This is a genomic window from Rhodococcus sp. APC 3903 (assembly GCF_030407755.1).
Taxonomy (GTDB): Bacteria; Actinomycetota; Actinomycetes; order Mycobacteriales; family Mycobacteriaceae; genus Rhodococcus_F; species Rhodococcus_F erythropolis.
In genome coordinates, this window is record NZ_JASDCV010000018.1 from 12,374 (window position 1) to 29,474 (window position 17,101).

17 protein-coding genes are annotated in these 17,101 nt (G+C 61.5%); 8 read left to right on the forward strand and 9 right to left on the reverse strand.

All coding sequences use genetic code 11. The features are described 5' to 3' along the window. Positions 1-138: 138 nt before the first annotated feature. Positions 139-987 (reverse strand): alpha/beta hydrolase, encoded by an 849-nt coding sequence (locus tag QMA15_RS23480; RefSeq protein WP_041815226.1) that lies wholly within the window; start codon positions 985-987, stop codon positions 139-141. A gap of 239 nt (positions 988-1,226) precedes the next feature. Between QMA15_RS23480 and QMA15_RS23485 the strand changes: the two genes are divergently transcribed. Beyond that, entirely contained in the window at positions 1,227-1,643 is a 417-nt protein-coding gene (locus QMA15_RS23485; protein WP_019745157.1) for a PPOX class F420-dependent oxidoreductase, read from the forward strand. A 1-nt stretch (position 1,644) separates the two neighbouring features. Here the strand turns inward: QMA15_RS23485 and QMA15_RS23490 are convergent, their stop codons facing one another. Genes QMA15_RS23490 through QMA15_RS23525 form a run of 8 tightly spaced genes read right to left on the reverse strand, consistent with a single transcriptional unit; the run spans position 1,645 to position 10,135 of the window. After that, the gene (locus QMA15_RS23490; RefSeq protein WP_019745158.1) at positions 1,645-1,998 is read right to left on the reverse strand and encodes a helix-turn-helix domain-containing protein; all 354 of its coding nucleotides are present in this window, start codon (positions 1,996-1,998) and stop codon (positions 1,645-1,647) included. A gap of 9 nt (positions 1,999-2,007) precedes the next feature. Next, on the reverse strand, positions 2,008-2,901 hold the full coding sequence (locus QMA15_RS23495) for an acyl-CoA thioesterase domain-containing protein (protein WP_069145795.1): 894 nt from the start codon (positions 2,899-2,901) through the stop codon (positions 2,008-2,010). Then, entirely contained in the window at positions 2,898-3,992 is a 1,095-nt protein-coding gene (locus tag QMA15_RS23500; protein ID WP_197941577.1) for a CaiB/BaiF CoA-transferase family protein, read from the reverse strand. The genes QMA15_RS23495 and QMA15_RS23500 overlap by 4 nt, the downstream gene beginning before the upstream one ends. A gap of 51 nt (positions 3,993-4,043) precedes the next feature. Beyond that, a complete protein-coding gene (locus QMA15_RS23505; RefSeq protein ID WP_197941576.1) occupies positions 4,044-5,189 on the reverse strand; it encodes an acyl-CoA dehydrogenase family protein in 1,146 nt (381 codons plus the stop codon). A gap of 38 nt (positions 5,190-5,227) precedes the next feature. Next, a complete protein-coding gene (locus QMA15_RS23510; protein ID WP_046379215.1) occupies positions 5,228-6,760 on the reverse strand; it encodes a long-chain fatty acid--CoA ligase in 1,533 nt (510 codons plus the stop codon). A gap of 46 nt (positions 6,761-6,806) precedes the next feature. Beyond that, positions 6,807-7,598, reverse strand: a complete 792-nt coding sequence (locus tag QMA15_RS23515) for an enoyl-CoA hydratase-related protein (RefSeq protein ID WP_290286812.1) — start codon at positions 7,596-7,598, stop codon at positions 6,807-6,809. Positions 7,599-7,615: 17 nt separating this feature from the next. Next, positions 7,616-8,773: an acyl-CoA dehydrogenase family protein gene (locus QMA15_RS23520; protein WP_020908988.1), complete on the reverse strand. Its 1,158-nt coding sequence runs from the start codon at positions 8,771-8,773 to the stop codon at positions 7,616-7,618. A 39-nt stretch (positions 8,774-8,812) separates the two neighbouring features. Then, entirely contained in the window at positions 8,813-10,135 is a 1,323-nt protein-coding gene (locus tag QMA15_RS23525) for an MFS transporter (RefSeq protein WP_232253214.1), read from the reverse strand. A gap of 369 nt (positions 10,136-10,504) precedes the next feature. Between QMA15_RS23525 and QMA15_RS23530 the strand changes: the two genes are divergently transcribed. The 7 genes from QMA15_RS23530 (at position 10,505) to QMA15_RS23560 (ending at position 16,907) form a co-directional block, all read left to right on the forward strand. Beyond that, positions 10,505-11,689, forward strand: coding sequence for a lipid-transfer protein (locus tag QMA15_RS23530; protein ID WP_172932567.1), 1,185 nt, complete (start codon positions 10,505-10,507; stop codon positions 11,687-11,689). Between the two features lies 1 nt (position 11,690). Continuing rightward, entirely contained in the window at positions 11,691-12,146 is a 456-nt protein-coding gene (locus tag QMA15_RS23535) for a MaoC family dehydratase N-terminal domain-containing protein (protein ID WP_020970674.1), read from the forward strand. Continuing rightward, entirely contained in the window at positions 12,143-12,523 is a 381-nt protein-coding gene (locus QMA15_RS23540; RefSeq protein ID WP_020908992.1) for a MaoC/PaaZ C-terminal domain-containing protein, read from the forward strand. The genes QMA15_RS23535 and QMA15_RS23540 overlap by 4 nt, the downstream gene beginning before the upstream one ends. Positions 12,524-12,552: 29 nt before the next feature. Next, positions 12,553-13,356, forward strand: a complete 804-nt coding sequence (locus tag QMA15_RS23545) for an SDR family oxidoreductase (RefSeq protein ID WP_020908993.1) — start codon at positions 12,553-12,555, stop codon at positions 13,354-13,356. Between the two features lie 29 nt (positions 13,357-13,385). Then, positions 13,386-14,933 carry a long-chain fatty acid--CoA ligase gene (locus tag QMA15_RS23550; protein ID WP_020970676.1) on the forward strand — a complete coding sequence of 516 codons (1,548 nt, stop codon included), beginning with the start codon at positions 13,386-13,388 and terminating at the stop codon, positions 14,931-14,933. A 25-nt stretch (positions 14,934-14,958) separates the two neighbouring features. After that, positions 14,959-16,164, forward strand: a complete 1,206-nt coding sequence (locus QMA15_RS23555) for a TetR/AcrR family transcriptional regulator (RefSeq protein ID WP_141488423.1) — start codon at positions 14,959-14,961, stop codon at positions 16,162-16,164. Positions 16,165-16,286: 122 nt separating this feature from the next. Then, positions 16,287-16,907, forward strand: coding sequence for a malonic semialdehyde reductase (locus QMA15_RS23560; RefSeq protein WP_020908996.1), 621 nt, complete (start codon positions 16,287-16,289; stop codon positions 16,905-16,907). The last annotated feature ends 194 nt before the right edge of the window (positions 16,908-17,101 follow it).

The following is a 17,101-nucleotide window of genomic DNA, read 5'->3' on the forward strand; positions in this document are numbered from 1 at the left end:
TCCGCTGCCGATCCACCTGTGCGCATCAGGCCATGGACCCATCTTTTCCGACGCGGTGTGTCCTCAGGTACGAGTCCGTCCCCGCGTCGGACTCAGGGTTCTCCCCCACACCCCAGCCTCGAACCCCAGCCTCGTACCTCAGCAGGGAAACATGCGTCGAAGCCGTTTCGGAGCCGCAAAAGGTTGCCAGTTGTCCACGTCCTGCGCCAGACGATCGGCAACCGTCCACAACGCCGACGGGTTGTGGGTCAACCCCATATGACTGCCTTGCACCGCAATGCTTTCCGACAGGCCTGCCGAGGTTTCACAGCACGCTTGCCATGGAACGATACCGTCGTGCCTGGAGTAGACCGACGTGGCAGGAACGGAAATAGGCGATCCCTGTTCGGATTCGATGCCGTCGACCGGAGGCAGTATCGCGTGATTACCGGACAAACGAGCGTAGAGAGATCCGACTCTCGTCTGCTCCAGACTGGTGAGAGCGAAAGGACTTCCGAGTGTCACTACCTGACGTACGGAATCCGGCAGATCCCTCGCCAGCTTTCGAGCGTAGATACCGCCCAAACTCCAGCCGATCACCGACACCTTCTGCTCGTATCGATCAGCTACCTCGGCCAATGCGGCAGGCAATCCGTCGACCACCGTCGCCGTCGGACCGGTGTTCAGACCCAGATTCCAACCGTGAACCCGGTATCCGAGAAAGCTCAGGTACGTCCTCAAGGCGAGAGTCGACACGTCCGAAGTCAGCAATCCGGGGAGAACGAGGACCGGATGCCCGTCCCCACGCGGCGATCGAAGCAACCAAGGAGCCGCGAGAAGCAGTGAAGCGATGTCGACCAGTCCGCGCGTCGGCTCGCTCAGACACATCGCCAAGGATGGTGGCCCCGGAACGAGTGGGTCGACTTCACGAATCAGCGTCGATCGCTGCGCCCAATCGAATTCGGTCTCCGCGAAATCGATCGCCGAGACTTCCGCAACTACGGACACCTGAACTCCTGTCGGCCGGTGCCCTCGTCGGGGCGTGTGGTGGGGCGGTTCCGCGAGCTGTGTGCTCAACCCGCGGAACCTTGTCCTCATCCACCACCGGTAGCGAACCAGGACCCGTTCTGCCCACAGATTCGTGACCAAAGGCCTCTCGACCACACGAACACTGTGTGATCCAGAACACTAGTTTTGATTACGTTGCATCTACGTTGCGTACGTGTTTCGTCCCCGAAGGAGAACAGATGGCATTCACGGAAGAAGAAATCGCATACATGCAGTCGCAGCCACTGGCGCGCGTTGCGACGCTCTCACCGCACGGGCAACCAGACGTCGTGCCATTGGCCTTCGAATACGACGGGGCCCACTTCTGGATCGGCGGGGGCGGCCAGAGTGTCCTGAAAACCAGGAAGTTCCGCAATATCGGGTCAGGACAACTCGAAGTAGCCCTCGTCATCGACGACATGCCGTCATTCGAGCCGTTTGTCGCGCGCGGGATCAGGATCTACGGAGTCGCTGAGCGGCCGATCGAAAGGGTAGGAATGGTCGGTCCCGGAATCTATTCACGCATCACTCCGACAGTCTCGTGGAGTTGGAACTTGGCGGGAGAACCGGCAGGTGACACCTGGTACGAATCTCACAAGACTGTTCACACGCAATAGGTCAGTTCGGGCAACTCTCGGGTGGCAGGTTTTCGGCTGCCCACGTTGTCAGTTCACTGAGAGCGGGGAGCAGCGCCTGCCCCGACGCCGTGAGTTCGTACTCCACAGCGATGGGCGGGCCGGCGTCGACGGTCCGCGTGACCAGGCCCGCACCAGCCAGTTCGGTCAATCGGTCCGAGAGCACGGAGTCGCTGATCTTGCCCACTGCACGCTTGAGTTCCGCAAATCCCGCCGGACCACCGAGGAGCGTCGCCAGGATCACACCGTTCCAGCGTTTGCCGAGAAAGCTGAAAGCGCGAGCCAACGCCGCGTCACAGACGCGTGGTTGGTGCTCGGCTTCACTCTTCCCAGGCATTGCTTCATCCTAGGCCCGAGGCCACGGTGGCCCGTCAACTCTCCGCAAGAGGGACTCCTGGGCGACGGTTGCAGCCAAGACGCCGTCGCGTGTCCAGAAGTGGCCCGTCGAGAATCCCCGACCGTCAGTGGCGGAGTTGCTTTCCTGAGCGAAGAGCATCCACTCGTCGGCCCGGAAGGGTCGGTGAAACCAGATCGCGTGGTCGAGTGACGCCATCAGCACTCGCGAAGGTCCGACCATCAACGACCGGTGGGGCTGGATGTCGAGTGAGGCCGTCGATGCCAAGGACAAGTCCGACGCGTAGGTGAGCACACCAGCGTGGAACAACGGTTCGTCAGGAAAAGCGTGATTCGGTTTGAACCACACCGACTGTGCGACCGACCCCCGCTCGCGCTCACCCTCGTCGGCAACGAATCTCATGTCCATCGCACGATGTGTCTTGTTGTCGCGGAACTCGTCGGCGCGCGCACTCGCCCAGCGCTCGTATGGATCGGGAAGGTCCTCCGGAGCAGGTACGACGGGCATCTCCCCCTGTCGATCGGTGCTGTCCTCCGGAAGTTTGAAGGACACGGACAGTGTGAAGATCGGCGTGGCCAGTTGCAGGGCAGTGACCTGACGGGACCAGTACGTACGTCCGTCACGAAGACGACCGACTTCGTAGGTGATGGGCTGCCGCGGATCGCCTGAGCTGAGGAAGTATCCGTGAAGGGAATGCACCACCGCAGTCGCAGGCACTGTCCGACCAGCGGCGGTCAAGCCCTGTGCCGCGAGATGCCCGCCGAAGATGCGCCCGGGAGAGCCAGCGTGGCAGTACCCATGGAATCTGTCGGGTCCGACGTCGTCCAGGCTCAGCAACGTGTGTAGATCGAAGGACTCGAGTTCTCGAGATTCGGTGAGCGTCACGTCCACAACGTCCCTGCGTCAACGGCTTCAGCGGCAGGGGCCGACGGCAGACCCGGATCGGAGCGGGAGAATCGCGGCGCCGGACGATGCTGAGTGACCCCGTCCAGTTCCACGAGCGAACCACGCTGGGCAACATGGGGATTGGATGAGGCTTCCGCAAACGTCAGAACCGGTGTCGTGCATGCATCGGTGCCGTCGAAGATCGCCGCCCACTCGTCGCGTGTCTTGGACGCGAACACATCGGCAAACACCTTCTTCGTGTGCGGCCATGCACTCTTGTCGTTCTGGCTCGGCAACGTCGCGGGATCAAGTCCCAAACCGGCCAGAAGTAGTGCATAGAACTGCGGTTCGACGGCACCGACGGCCATGTATCTGCCGTCGGATGTCTCGTAGGTGTCGTAGTACGGGGCGCCGGTGTCGAGCATGTTCACACCGCGTTCGTCAGACCAGCGTCCGAGACCGCGGAAACTCCACATCATGTGCGACAGCGCCAGCGTCCCGTCGACCATTGCGGCATCGACAACCTGACCCTGCCCGGACTTCTGTCGCTCGAAGAGCGCGGCAAGTATTCCGAACAACAGAAACATCGAGCCACCACCGAAGTCCCCCACCATGTTCAGCGGCGGAACCGGACGCTCACCGGCACGACCGATCGCGTGCAGGACACCGGTCAGCGAGATGTAGTTGATGTCGTGCCCGGCAGCCTGCGAAAGCGGCCCCTCCTGACCCCATCCTGTCATCCGGCCGTACACCAGGGCTGGATTCCGTTCCAGCGCAACCTCCGGTCCGAGGCCGAGCCGCTCGGTGACCCCAGGACGGAAACCCTCGATGAGCACGTCCGCACGCTCGATCAATCCGAGAACAATGTCGACGCCGGCAGGGTCCTTGAGGTCCACCTCGCAGATACGACGCCCACGCTGGGTCTGATCCCGTGGCTGACCGGGACCGGGGATCCGACCGGCGCGTTGAACACGGACGACGTCAGCGCCGAGATCAGCGAGCAACGTCGCTGCGTGGGGACCTGGACCGATTCCGGCAAGCTCTACGACGCGAAGTCCGGCGAGCGGTCCGCGGCCTGTGGTGGTACCCATGATTGTCCCTCGGTTTTCTCTCGTCTCGAAATATTTGTGTAAGTACGGGTTTCAGCCGAGCAATGACGGCAGCGCCCGGGCGAGGTTGCGTTCGTGAATCTGGGAGGCGCCCTCGTAGATGCGCAACGCACGCACATCCCGCCACATACGCGGTACCGGGTGATTGCCGACGATGCCGACCCCGCCGAGCACCTGCACCGCCCGGTCCCCGACCACCGACGCCATCTCGGTGCAGTACAGCTTTGCCGCGGCAATCCGATGACGCGGCGGCGTTCCGCGGTCGAACTCACGGGCGCAGTCGAGGATCATCGCTCGTCCTGCCTCGAGTTCCGCATAGCTGCGTCCGAGCATCGCCTGCACGGCACCGAACTCGGCCAAAGGTTGGTCGAACTGTTCACGAGAACCTGCGTATTTCATTGCCTCCGTGAGCATCCGAGTCGCCTGACCGACTGCGGTCGCGGCAACGTGCGTGCGAGCCTGGTTGATTCCGCGCATCGCGTGAACCATCCCCAAACCTGTTGCACCGCCGATCAACCGGTCGGCGCTGACCACAACGTCACGCAGGCTGATCTCGGCGACTGGGCCTTCGGCATGACCGTTCATCAATTCAGGCACCCGGGTCTCTACCCCCGGCGATTCCCGATCTACGAGGAAGGATGAAATCTCGCCGTCCGCAGTGCGGGCGAACACCACCAGAACATCAGCCCACGCTCCGTTGGTGATGAAGCGCTTCTCACCGTTGATGACGTAGCCGTCCGGGGTGTTGGTAGCGGTGGCGCGCACGGCGGAGGCGTCACTACCCGCCTGCTCCTCGGTGAGAGCAAACGCCATGACGCACTCCCCCGCCGCCATCGCCGGTAGATACTGTTCACGCTGAGCGTCGGTGCCGTATTCGAGGAGGATCTGCGAAGCCAGTCCGATACTGGTCGAGAATCGGGAACGGTACACCGCCGATGACCGGGTGAACTCGAAAGTCAGCAGCACCTGCTGTTCGACGGTCCACCCCAATCCGCCGACGCTCCTCGGAAGCGTGATGCCGAATAGTCCGACCTCGGCCATCCTTGTCACGAGGTCAGCGGGAACCTCACCAGCAGAGACCATTTCGTTCTCACGAGGAATGAGCTCATTGTCGGTGAAGTCGCGGATCACCTGCCGGTAGGCGTCGAAATCGAGGTCGCGAATCTGTGGGTCGATCACGGTTCTACTCCTGGAAGCATGTTGGGAAGATGGCTGTGTCACCGGTAGGTCTCACGCAGAGTGCGCTTGAGGATCTTCCCTACCGGCGACAGCGGGAGTGCGTCGACAAAATCGACCGACCGCGGCGCCTTGTACCGAGCTATACGCTCACCGACAAAATCTCGGAGTTCATCACCGCTCGAATTGTTTTCAGGTGTGCGCACCACCACTGCATGGACGCGTTCTCCCCATTTGTCGTCGGGTACTCCGATGACCGCGCAACTGCTCACACCGGGATGCTGGGACAGGGCGGCTTCGACTTCGGCACTGTAGACGTTCTCGCCGCCCGAGATGATCATGTCCTTGAGTCGGTCTACGAGAAACACGTAGCCATGCTCGTCCATGAAGCCGAGGTCACCGGTATGCATCCATCCACTGCGCACCGCGTGCGCCGTCTCCGCCTCGTTGTTCCAGTAACCCATCATGACGTTCGAGCCCCGCACGACGACCTCACCGATATCGCCGCGCGGAAGCTCTGTGCCGGTTGCGTCGACAATCCGCACCTCGGTGTGTGGCGCAGCACGTCCCACTGATCGAAGTCGTTCCGGGTGATCAGGATTGCGGTGGTCGTCGTCGCGGAGAAGTGTTGCTGCCGGGGCCAACTCGGTCATTCCGTAGCCCTGGCGCAGTCGAAGATCAGGTGATCGTTCGATCAAGCGCCGAACCAGTGGTTCGGGCATCGGCGATGCGCCGTAGGTGATCGAGGTGAGACTGTCGATCGGCAGACCTGTCCGATCAGCGTATTCGAGCATCGCTTGCACCATTGTCGGCACGAGCAGAGATTGTGTAACTTCCTTCTCTGCAATGGTTTCGACGAGTTTCTCGACGGTGAAGTCCCCCATCAAAACATGCACGGATCCGGTAACCGAGGCCTGGACCAAACCGGCGAAGGCTGCGAGGTGGAACAGGGGCGCCACGTGCAGGGAGCGGCCTGGCAGATTCGGCTCACCACTACCGGCAAGGACTCCGAGCACCGATGTCAGGATCTGGCCTGCGCTCAGCATGACACCTTTGGGGCGGCCTGTAGTTCCGCCGGTGTACATGAGCAACGCCAAGGCATCGGGATCTGCGTGAGTATCGGGAATCGGACCGTGCAGCGCCAAAGCAGAGTCGTAGTCGACCGTATCGCCGGGCAGATCCGCCGCACCGAATACGATCACGGTCTCCAGTACAGCGCACCGATCACGCAGTTCCAGCGCAGCGGGCAGACGCGGTCCGTCCACGAGAAGCACTGTGATTCCGGCATCTTCGATGTGAAATGCCATCTCGTCGGGACTCCAGCGGTTGTTCACCGGGGACGCGACCATCGACGCCCAGGCACAGGCGAAGGAGTATTCGACATACTCGAGACAGTTCGTGGCCAGTATTCCTACCCGGTCACCTCGGTCGAGCCCGTACGACGTGAACATACCGGCCAATCGCGCAACGCGACTCTCCAGTTGAGCGAACGTCAACTGGCGCTGCCCGTCAACGACGGCGATCGCGTCGGGTTCACGCTGGACCGACCGATGTAAACCCTGAGTCAAGTACATTCTCGTTCACTCTCCTGATCCCGATAACAATGTGTTCCAGTTCTTTTCAGCGGCCCGTGAAGTGCGGTACTCGTTTCTCGAGGAATGCCGAGCGCGCTTCCTCCATGTCTTCGGAATACGCGCACGTGATCAGCCGGTCGGCTTCGTCCATCAAGAATTCGGACAGCGGCCGCGACATCGCCGAATCGAGGTTCAGCTTTGCACCACGCACTGCCAACGGTGCCGAAACAGAGAGCCGCTGAACAATTTCCGTAGTCCTCGCTTCCAGCGATTCTTCGGCGAAAGCCTCGTGAATCATTCCGAACGAGGCAGCGCGATCAGCTTTGATTCGTTCGGACAGCAGCATCAATTCCCGCGCCTTCGATGTGCCCGCTGCGCGGGTCAGCAACCACGCCATTCCCATGTCACCGGACATTCCAGCCCCCAGGAAGGCCGTGTTGAACATCGCATCGGCTCCGGCATAGCGAAGATCGCACGCCAGAGCGAGACTCAAGCCGGCGCCCGCACAGCCACCGCGAATCACCGCCACCGTAGGCTTGGGATGCTGCACCAAAGTTGGTATCACCCGTGAAACATCAAGCAAGCGAGTGCGATCCTCTTGCTGTGAATCACCCCGCACTACACGGCTCGACCGATCACCGGACTGATCGCGACCGACCGAAAAGTTCCCTCCAGCGCCCGTGAGCACGACGACTCTCACGGCCTCGTCACCGGCCGCCGACGTAAGCGCGTTCTGCAGCTCGGTGAGCAGCGTGTACGTAATCGCGTTGCGTCGATCCGGTCGGTTCAGAGTCATCGTGGCGACACCGTCATCGACGTCGTAGAGAAGCTCTGCCATGGTTTCCCTGGATTCGTTCAGAACCCGGCCGCTTTGGCGATGATCGTCTTCATCACTTCGTTGGTTCCGCCGTAGATGCGCGACACACGGGTGTCCGCGTACAGACGCGCGATGGGGTATTCCAGCATGTAGCCGTAGCCCCCGTGAAGCTGCAAGCACTTGTCGATGACCTCGGCTGCCGTCTCGGTGCAGAACAGCTTTGCCTTGGCGGCGTCGGCAACACTGAGGTCGCCGGTCTCGTGTAATTCCAGAGCCCGGTCGACCATGCACTGCGCAGCCTCGACCTTGGCGATGCACTCGGCGATGACGAACTTGGTGTTCTGGAACTCCGCCACCGCCTGGCCGAACACCTTGCGGTCACGCACGTAAGCAGAAGCGAACTCGATAGCACCGACGGCCGCGGCGGTCTGGGTGACCGCGATCATCAGTCGCTCCTGCGGAAGGTTGTTGGCCAGGTAACCGAACGCTGCGCCTTCCTCACCGAGTAGATCCTCGGCCGGCACCCGCACGTCGGTGAAGGAAAGCTCTGCCGTGTCCGAAGTGCGCATGCCGATCTTCTCGAGCTTGCGACCGACCTCGTAGCCTTCGCTCGACGTGTCCACTGCGAGGATGCTCAACCCGGCGCGACGGTTCTCTGCCGTCGGCGGTGACGTACGGCAGATCACGAGAACCCGATCAGCCTGAACGCCGCCGGTGATGAATGTCTTTGCGCCGTTGAGAACATAGTGAGTGCCGTCCTCGGACCGTTTGGCCGTGGTCTTGATGCCCGCCAGGTCCGAGCCGGTGCCCGGTTCGGTCATCGCGATGGCAGTCATCATGTCGCCACTGATGAAATCGGGCAGCCAACGCTGCTTCTGCTCTTCGGTTCCGTAGGTCAGGATGTATGGCAGGACCAGGCCGGTGTGTACACCGAATGCGCCAAAGCTGACTGCCGCACGAGCCGTCTCTTCGGTCAGGGCAGCCTGGAACTTGAAGCTTGTTTCACCCGCTCCGCCGTACTGCACGGGAACCGTCATTCCGAGAACGCCGAGCTTGCCGAGCTGGCGATAGAAGTCGCGGGGCACCATGCCCTCGCGCTCCCAATCGGAGAAGTTGGGCACTACCTCGGCTTCAATGAAGCTACGGATGACCTTGCGGAAATCCTCGTGCTCTTCGTTGAATACTGTGCGCTGCATTGTTTCTCCTGGATATTGTGAAATGAAAGTGAGTAGTGCTCAGCCGAGGATTCGCACCCGATCGCGGGTGGCGTTGACGGCGCAGAGCGCGATGACGGCACCGATGACAGTCGCGATTCCGAAGATCTGGAATGCGGTGGCGTATCCCTCGGCCGGGGTTGCGGCGCTGTCGACGATGACGCCGGTGAGGTAGGGAGCGATCAGACCGCCGGTGGCCATCAGAGCCATGAAAACACCCAGTACCGAGGCCATCTGCTGCGGCGGGCAGATTTCGGAGATCGCTGCGTTGAACTGCGGAATGATGACCGTCCCGATGCCGTAACCCACTGATACCACGAGCACCGCAACGATCGGAGTCTTGATGAACGGCATGCTGACGAGGGCAAGCCCACAGATCAGCAGGGCAATTCCGGGAACGATACCGCGCAGGATCCGAGAGCTGGCACCCCGCGCCATCAGCCTGTCACTGATCGACGTGCACAGGAACATGAAGAACAGTCCCGCGATGCTGGGAATGCCGAACATGGTTCCCGCCTGAACCCGCGAGTATCCAAGTCCCACTTCGAAGTACGACGGCAGCCACGTGAGCACCACCGTGATGAGAGCGTACATGGTGAACACCGCGGCAAGCGCACCGAGGAATGTCGGCGTGAAGAATATCTTCGTCAGCGGCACCTTGGCGACAACCGTCCCGTCTGCCACTGTCGACGCAACCGTGTCGGACTTCCGAACCGGCCGCTGCATGTACGGCCCCTCTTTCCAGGTGAACAACCACAGAACACACCAGACCACGCCGACCCCGGCGAGGATGACGAACGTTGCTCGCCACCCCCAACTGGCTACAGCCAAGGCCATCAGCGGCGCGATCGCAATCTTGGCAATCGAAGCACCGGAAGCCAGAAAAGCTCCTGGAAGGCCACGCTTTTCCGCAGGATGCCACGAGTAGACACCGGTGTGAACGAGCGCGCCTGCTGGCCCCTCGAAGAATCCGAGCATCATGCGCGTGAACAGGAGCATCCCGAAACCGGCAACCACCACGAGCGGGATCATCGACGCTGCCCACCCCAGTGAGAGCAGAACCAGCAACCACCGCAGCGACATCCACTTGTGCAGTACCCCGGCAAAGAAGCCACCGACGGTGAAGGCCAGGAAGAATGCACTGCCGACCAGTCCGATCTGTGCAGAGGTCAGTCCGAATTCCTTGGCCAGCGGCTGTGCAACCAGGCCGAAGACTGCCTTGTCAGCCCAGTTGACGACGACAAGGAGAACGAGAACTCCGGTGAGCCCCCATGCCCGCACTCGGGATTCCCCTACTTCTCGCGGTGGTGCGGCGGTGGGAAGAGCCGGCTTGCTCAACGTCATTCTCATCGATCCTCTCAGACAAGTGCGACAACTGCGCCACGGAGTGAGCGCAATGCGAAACAGAAGCTGGGTGAACTGATCTCAGCACCGAAGTACTGGATGCGGGACTCGGAGACCGGTCCGGTGCGAACCCGACGTGGCCGCTTCGACCGTCAGGCACCTACTCTGTGACACACGCCACCTTGCCGCCCAGAAAGTAAATCATCAATCGGCATGCTGACGCAATAGTCTCGCAAAATCATCCACATACCTCGGCAAACCATCGGAAATTGCAACGAAAGTCCCACGTAAAGGCGCACTGTGACCCAGTAGACAAAACTCGAATCGTGGTGTTAAGTAAATTTCTATCCGATCAATTAGGAGACAATCGTGACCAGAAAAGTCCATGTTGCCGGAGTGGGAATGATCCCGTTCACCAAGCCGGGCAAGAGTGAGAACTACAACGTCATGGGAGAGACGGCCGCCCGTGCCGCCCTCGACGACGCCGGTATCGACTACTCGCTGGTCCAGCAGGCCTATGCCGGCTACGTTTACGGCGATTCCACTGCCGGACAGGCCGCCGTCTACGGTCTCGGGCTCACCGGAATCCCGGTCATCAACGTCAACAACAACTGCGCCACAGGCTCGTCGGCCCTTTTCCTCGCACGCCAAGCCGTCGCGAGTGGCGCCGTCGAATGCGCATTGGCTGTCGGCTTCGAGCAGATGAAACCCGGTGCGCTCAAGCGAGTTTGGGACGACCGCCCTGCCCCGATGTACCGTTTCGACGATCTGATGACCGAGATCCAAGGCGTCCACGACGCACCGCGCGCAGCCCAGATGTTCGGTGGCGCAGGACTTTCGCACATGGAGAAGTACGGCACCAAGCCCGAGACCTTCGCAAAGATCTCGGTCAAGGCACGTAAGCACGCGGCCAACAATCCCAACGCGGTCTTCCGTGATCTTCTCACCGAAGAGCAGGTACTGGAGTCACCGCACATCTTCGGCCCGCTCACTCGTTACCAATGCTGCCCACCCACCTGTGGTGCCGCTGCCGCTGTCGTCTGCAGCGAAGAGTTCGCCCGCAAGCACGGGCTGGCGGCTGACGTAGTGATCGAGGCACAGGCCCTGACCACCGATACACCAAGCACTTTCGAGGACCGCGACATGATGAAGGTCGTCGGCTACGACATGACGGCTGCCGCAGCCTCGCAGGTTTACGAAGCCGCCGGCATCGGACCTGAGGACGTTCAGGTCGTGGAACTGCACGACTGCTTCTCCGCCAACGAACTCATCACGTACGAAGGTCTTGGCCTCACGCCCGAAGGTACTGCCGAGAAGTTCATCCTGGACGGCGACAACACCTACGGCGGACGAGTAGTCACCAACCCGTCGGGAGGCCTGCTGTCAAAGGGCCACCCCCTCGGCGCCACCGGTCTTGCCCAGTGCGCCGAACTGGTCTGGCAACTGCGCGGTCAGGCCGGCAAGCGGCAGGTCGAAGGAGCACGAATCGGACTGCAGCACAACCTCGGACTCGGCGGTGCGTGTGTGGTCAGCATCTTCAAGAAGGTGGGCTGACATGGCGCTCGATCCGTCCGTCGTCGGAACGATCATCCCGGGCCACGAGGCACTGGTCGAGCGCGGACGCCTGCGCTTCTTCGCCCAGGCCATCGGTGAGACCAACCCGATCTACGGAGACGTCGAGGCCGCCAAGGCTGCGGGGCATCGTGACCTGGTGGTACCGCCGACATTCCTGTTTTGCCTCGACATGGAAAAACCGGACCCGTTTGCCCTGGTCCGATCGCTGAAAATCGACATGAGGTACGTCCTGCACGGCGAGCAGTCCTTCGAATATCACGCACTCGCCTATGCCGGCGACACACTTGCCTACAACGGCAAGGTCACGGACGTGTACTCGAAGAAGAACGGCGCCTTGGACTTCCTTGTCCGGACCGCCGAGGTCACCCGCGACGGCGAGTTGATCGCCCGCCTCACCAACACCCTGGTCGTTCGAAACCCTAAGGCGCAGAAATGAAAACAGGAGACGTTCTTCCCTCCCTGGAATTGCCCGAGATCAGTCGCACCACTCTCGCGCTCTACGCCGGCGCTTCGGGTGACCACAACCCGATGCACATCGATCTCGACGTCGCTCGCTCCGGCGGAATGGACGACGTGTTCGCACACGGCATGCTCTCGATGGCCTACCTCGGTCGATTGCTGACCAATTACGTTCCGCAGGAACGCATCCGCACCTACAGTGTTCGCTTTGCCTCCATCACACCGCTGCACGCCAAGCCGACGTGCACCGGGACCGTCACCAAGGTCGAGGACGGACTGGCCCATCTCGATATTGCCGTCACTCTCTCCGACGGCACCGTCACCCTGCGCGGCGACGCCGTCGTAGCCGCTTGAAAACTCTCTCTACCGAAAGGAACCCCGACATGGGCAAGCTCGACAACAGGACAGCACTCGTCACCGGATCCGGCCGCGGTATCGGCCGCGCCATCGCCATGAAGTTCGCCGCGGAAGGCGCGAGCGTCGTAGTCAACGATCTTGATCCGGGCCCGGCCAAGGAGACGGTCGAGGAGATCATCGCGGCCGGTGGCAAGGCAGTGGCGTGCGTCGGTTCGGTCACCGAAGAAGGTTTTGCGGATCGATTCGTCAACACCGCAATCGATACCTTCGGCGGCCTCGACATCATCGTCAACAATGCCGGGTTCACCTGGGACAACGTCATCCAGAAGATGACCGACGAGCAGTGGGACACGATTCTCGATCTGCATCTGAAGGCACCGTTCCAGATCCTGCGCGCCGCTCAGCCCTACATCAAGGCCAATCCCACCGACTACCACCGCAAGGTTGTCAACATCTCCTCCAATGCCGGAGTGGTGGGCAATGCCGGACAGTCCAACTACGCAGCCGCCAAGGCCGGCATCATCGGCTTGAGCAAGACCCTTGCGCGTGAGTGGGGTCGTTACAAGGTCAACGTCAATGCCGTTGCGTACGGTCTGATCAACACCCGCCTGACGGAAGCGTCGGCAGACGGTAACTCGACCATCGACGTCGAGGGTCGCGAGATCAAAGTCGGCGTCAACCCACAGCTCCTGGCGGCAGCCGAGCGGACCATCCCACTGGGCCGCGCCGGACGTCCGGACGAAGCGGCCGGCGCGGTATTTGCGCTCTGCCTGCCCGAAACCGACTACGTCAGCGGCCAATGCCTGGTGTGCGACGGCGGCAGTCGCTGACCTCACGTTTCCCGAAAGGAGCGGTCCCCATGTACTTGACTCAGTCTCTGCAACGATCAATGCAGCAACGCCCTGACCAACCCATGACCGTGTGTGGGGACCGTATCCGCACCTGCGCCGAGGTCGGCGGGAGAGTAACCCGTCTTGCGGGCGCTTTCCGTGACCTCGGTGTACAGGTAGGCGATCGCGTCGCGATACTGTCGCTCAACTCCGATCGCTATCACGAGTACTTTTTTGCCACCTGGTGGATGGGAGGCGCTGTCAATCCGCTCAACACCAGATGGAGCGCTGCCGAGATCGCTTTTGCGCTGGACGATTCCGATACACGAGTGCTGGTCGTCGACGACACCTTTCTGCCGCTACTCGACGAGGTACGGGTGTTGTTCCCACAGCTCGCCGTAGTGATACATGCCGGCGAACTGCCGACGCCGGCCGGCGCTCTCGACTACGAGAATCTGATCGCCTCGAGCGAACCCACACCGGACCTGCGACTCGGCGGCGACCACTTGGCCGGAATCTTCTATACCGGCGGAACCAGCGGTCACCCCAAGGGGGTCATGCTCACCCACGCCAACCTCGTGACGTCGAGCCTCGGAGCAGTGGCCAGTAATCGAACGCCTGGTACCGACGGCCTGGCTCTGATCACCGCCCCGATGTTTCATCTTGCGTCGCTGGCAAATTGGATCGGTCGTAACACTGTCGGGGCGACGTTGGTGATTCAGCCAAGTTTCGAACCGGCCACCGCACTGCGCTTGATCGAGCAGCACAAAGTTACGTCGATGCTGTTGGTACCCACGATGATTCAAATGCTGATTCGTCATCCGGACCGGACGAACCGGGACCTGTCCAGCATCCTGGCCGTGCAGTACGGCGCTTCCCCGATCTCCGAAACCTTGCTTCGGCAAGCGCAACAGGCTTTTCCACAGGCAGCCTTCATGCAGGGGTACGGCATGACCGAGGCCGGACCCGGACTCACCAGCCTGAGCGCAGAAGATCACGTCGACGCGACCCGCCTGAAATCTGCCGGTCGGCCGATGGGACACGTCGAGATTCAGGTGGTCGACGAGAACGGCAACGAGCTTCCTCGCGGTGAGGTCGGCGAAATCATCGCCCGCGGCGGCAACATCATGTGCGGCTACTGGAATCGGCCGGAAGAAACACGATCGGCATTGCGCGACGGTTGGCTGTACACCGGCGACGGAGGCTACATGGACGAAGCCGGGTATCTCTTCGTCGTGGATCGGCTCAAGGACATGATCATCTCGGGTGGTGAGAACGTCTATTCGACGGAGGTCGAAAACGCTCTGGCCACACATCCGGACGTGATCAGCTGTGCTGTGATCGGCGTACCCGACGATCAGTACGGCGAACGAGTCCACGCGGTCCTGGTCGTGCGTCCCGGGGTGTCTCTGACGTGCGAAGAAGTCCGCGCACACTCGAAGACGCTGATTGCCGGCTACAAGTCTCCGCGAAGTATCACCATCGTCGAGCAAATGCCCGTGTCCCCGGCTGGCAAGATACTCAAGAGAGAACTCCGCAGGCAGTTCTCCGACTTGGCAACCAGCACCATCACCTGACCACGCCACCGACCTCGAGGGCCCCATGACGATCGATACATCGGACGGCACACCTGCGGCCTCGCCGGACCGGCCGGCCGCGCCGAAAACGACCCCGAAGAAGACGCTGCGCCCACGCAACCGCAAGGCGCAGATCATCACCGTGGCTCGTGAACAGTTCGGCCGCTCGGGGTACCACAACGTCAGCATGGAAGGCATCGCGTCTGCGGTGGGGATTACCGCAGGCGCGCTGTACCGCCACTTCCCGAACAAGCAGGAACTCCTCGCGCAGGCAATGCTCGACGGCTCGTCTTCGATCCTCGCGATCCTCGACGAGGTCGATCGAACCGATTCCAAGGTGGTCTTCACGGCACTGGTTCGTTACGGACTCGACAACAACTTCCGTAGTCTTCTCTTCGATCAGGAGGCCCGTAACCTGACCCCTGAGCGCAGAACGGAGGCGCGTGCCGGAGTTCGGGAAGTCACGAGCCGGGTCGCAGCCGCCCTTCGACACGAGCGTCCCGACCTGTCGGTTCCCGATTCCGTCGTTCTGGGGTGGGCACTCACCAGTATCGCGTTCAGCCCCGCTCGACACCGCACGACGCTTCCTCGAAAGCGCTTCGAGGCTTTGTTGGCCAGGTTGTTCGATGTCGTTCGTACCGCTCCGGCCCTTCCCGAGGAGCCGGCGGCACAGCCGCAGCCGACTTCGAACTTCAGCCACACTTCGCGTCGCGAAAGTTTGATGGGCGCCGCAATCACGCTGTTCGATCAACGCGGCTACCGATCCGTGACAATGGACGACATCGGCAGCGCCGCCGGTGTTCCGAGTTCGAGCATCTACACCCATTTCGGAAGTAAAGCCGAAGTGCTGCAAGCAATTCTGGCCCGCGGGAACGAAACACTCCGGCTCGGCCTGGTCCAGGCTTTGAGGAACGCAGACTCACGGGAAGACGCGATTGCCCGCGTCGTACATTCGTACACCAATTCGGTGATCTCACCTGACAGCGCGATTGCCATTCTCATCGAAGAAACAGCGAACTTGCCCGAAGAAGCGCAGGCCTCGACGCAGATTGCACAACGCGAGTACATCGACGAGTGGGTACACCTGCTCGGTAACGAAACCGCGGATGCACGGGCGACGGTGTTGGCAACCATCAGCATGATCAACGACCTCACGCGCGTCCGACTCGAATCACGACAGTGCGCGATCGAGGATCTGGCGGTGAGGATTCTCGCCACCCAGACGGTCTGACTCGTCACTCCCCCGCGCTGAACCCTACGACTGGTGCTACCGTATCCAAGTACTTTCTTTTTACTAGCAACTAGCTTTACCGGGTAACGCTCGGATGAGCTACAACGGAAACGGAACCACCGATGTCACTCGACGCAGCCACCCCATTTACCGCACAGCAGCTCGACGCAGCCGGCCGTGAACTGCTCTTCACAGCAGCCCGCACGGCAAACTCCTTCTCCAACGAACCGGTCACCGACGACGAACTGACTGCGATCTGGGAGCTCGCGAAGTGGGCACCGACCGCGGCCAACACCAATCCACTGCGCGTGCTGTTCGTGCGTACGGAGGAGGGCAAAGCGCGCCTCGTCGAGCACATGTCCGACGGCAACAAGGCCAAGACCGCATCGGCGCCTGCTGTCGCGGTTCTTGCCGTCGACACCAAGTTCTACGAGCACATTCCGGCACTGTTCCCCATCCGTCCGGAGATGAAGGACTACTTCGAGTCCGACGACGCTGCCGCCACATCGAGCAGCAAGTTCAACGCCGCACTGCAGGCTGGTTACGTGATCCTCGCGATTCGGGCGCAGGGCCTGGTCGCCGGCCCGATGGCCGGCTTCGACGCCGACGGCATCGACGGCGAGTTCTTCGCGGACGGACGCTTCAAGACCACCCTGGTGGTCAACATCGGCCATCCCGGCGAGAACCCGTGGTTCGACCGTCTGCCGCGGCTGTCCAATGAGGATGCGCTCAGCTGGGCCTGAGGCCGATTCGTACGGTTCCCACAATGCGGGAGGGTTCTCCGGAGCCCTCCCGCATTGCTGTCTCGAGCGTTTGCTGTCTCCAGCACGTTTCAACTCCGCACGCAGTGGGTACATACCCGCGTCCCGCAAAATCTCACGTCCAGAACAACATCCGACACGCTGCAATCGGAATTAGTTGCAGTATCTCAGTTTTT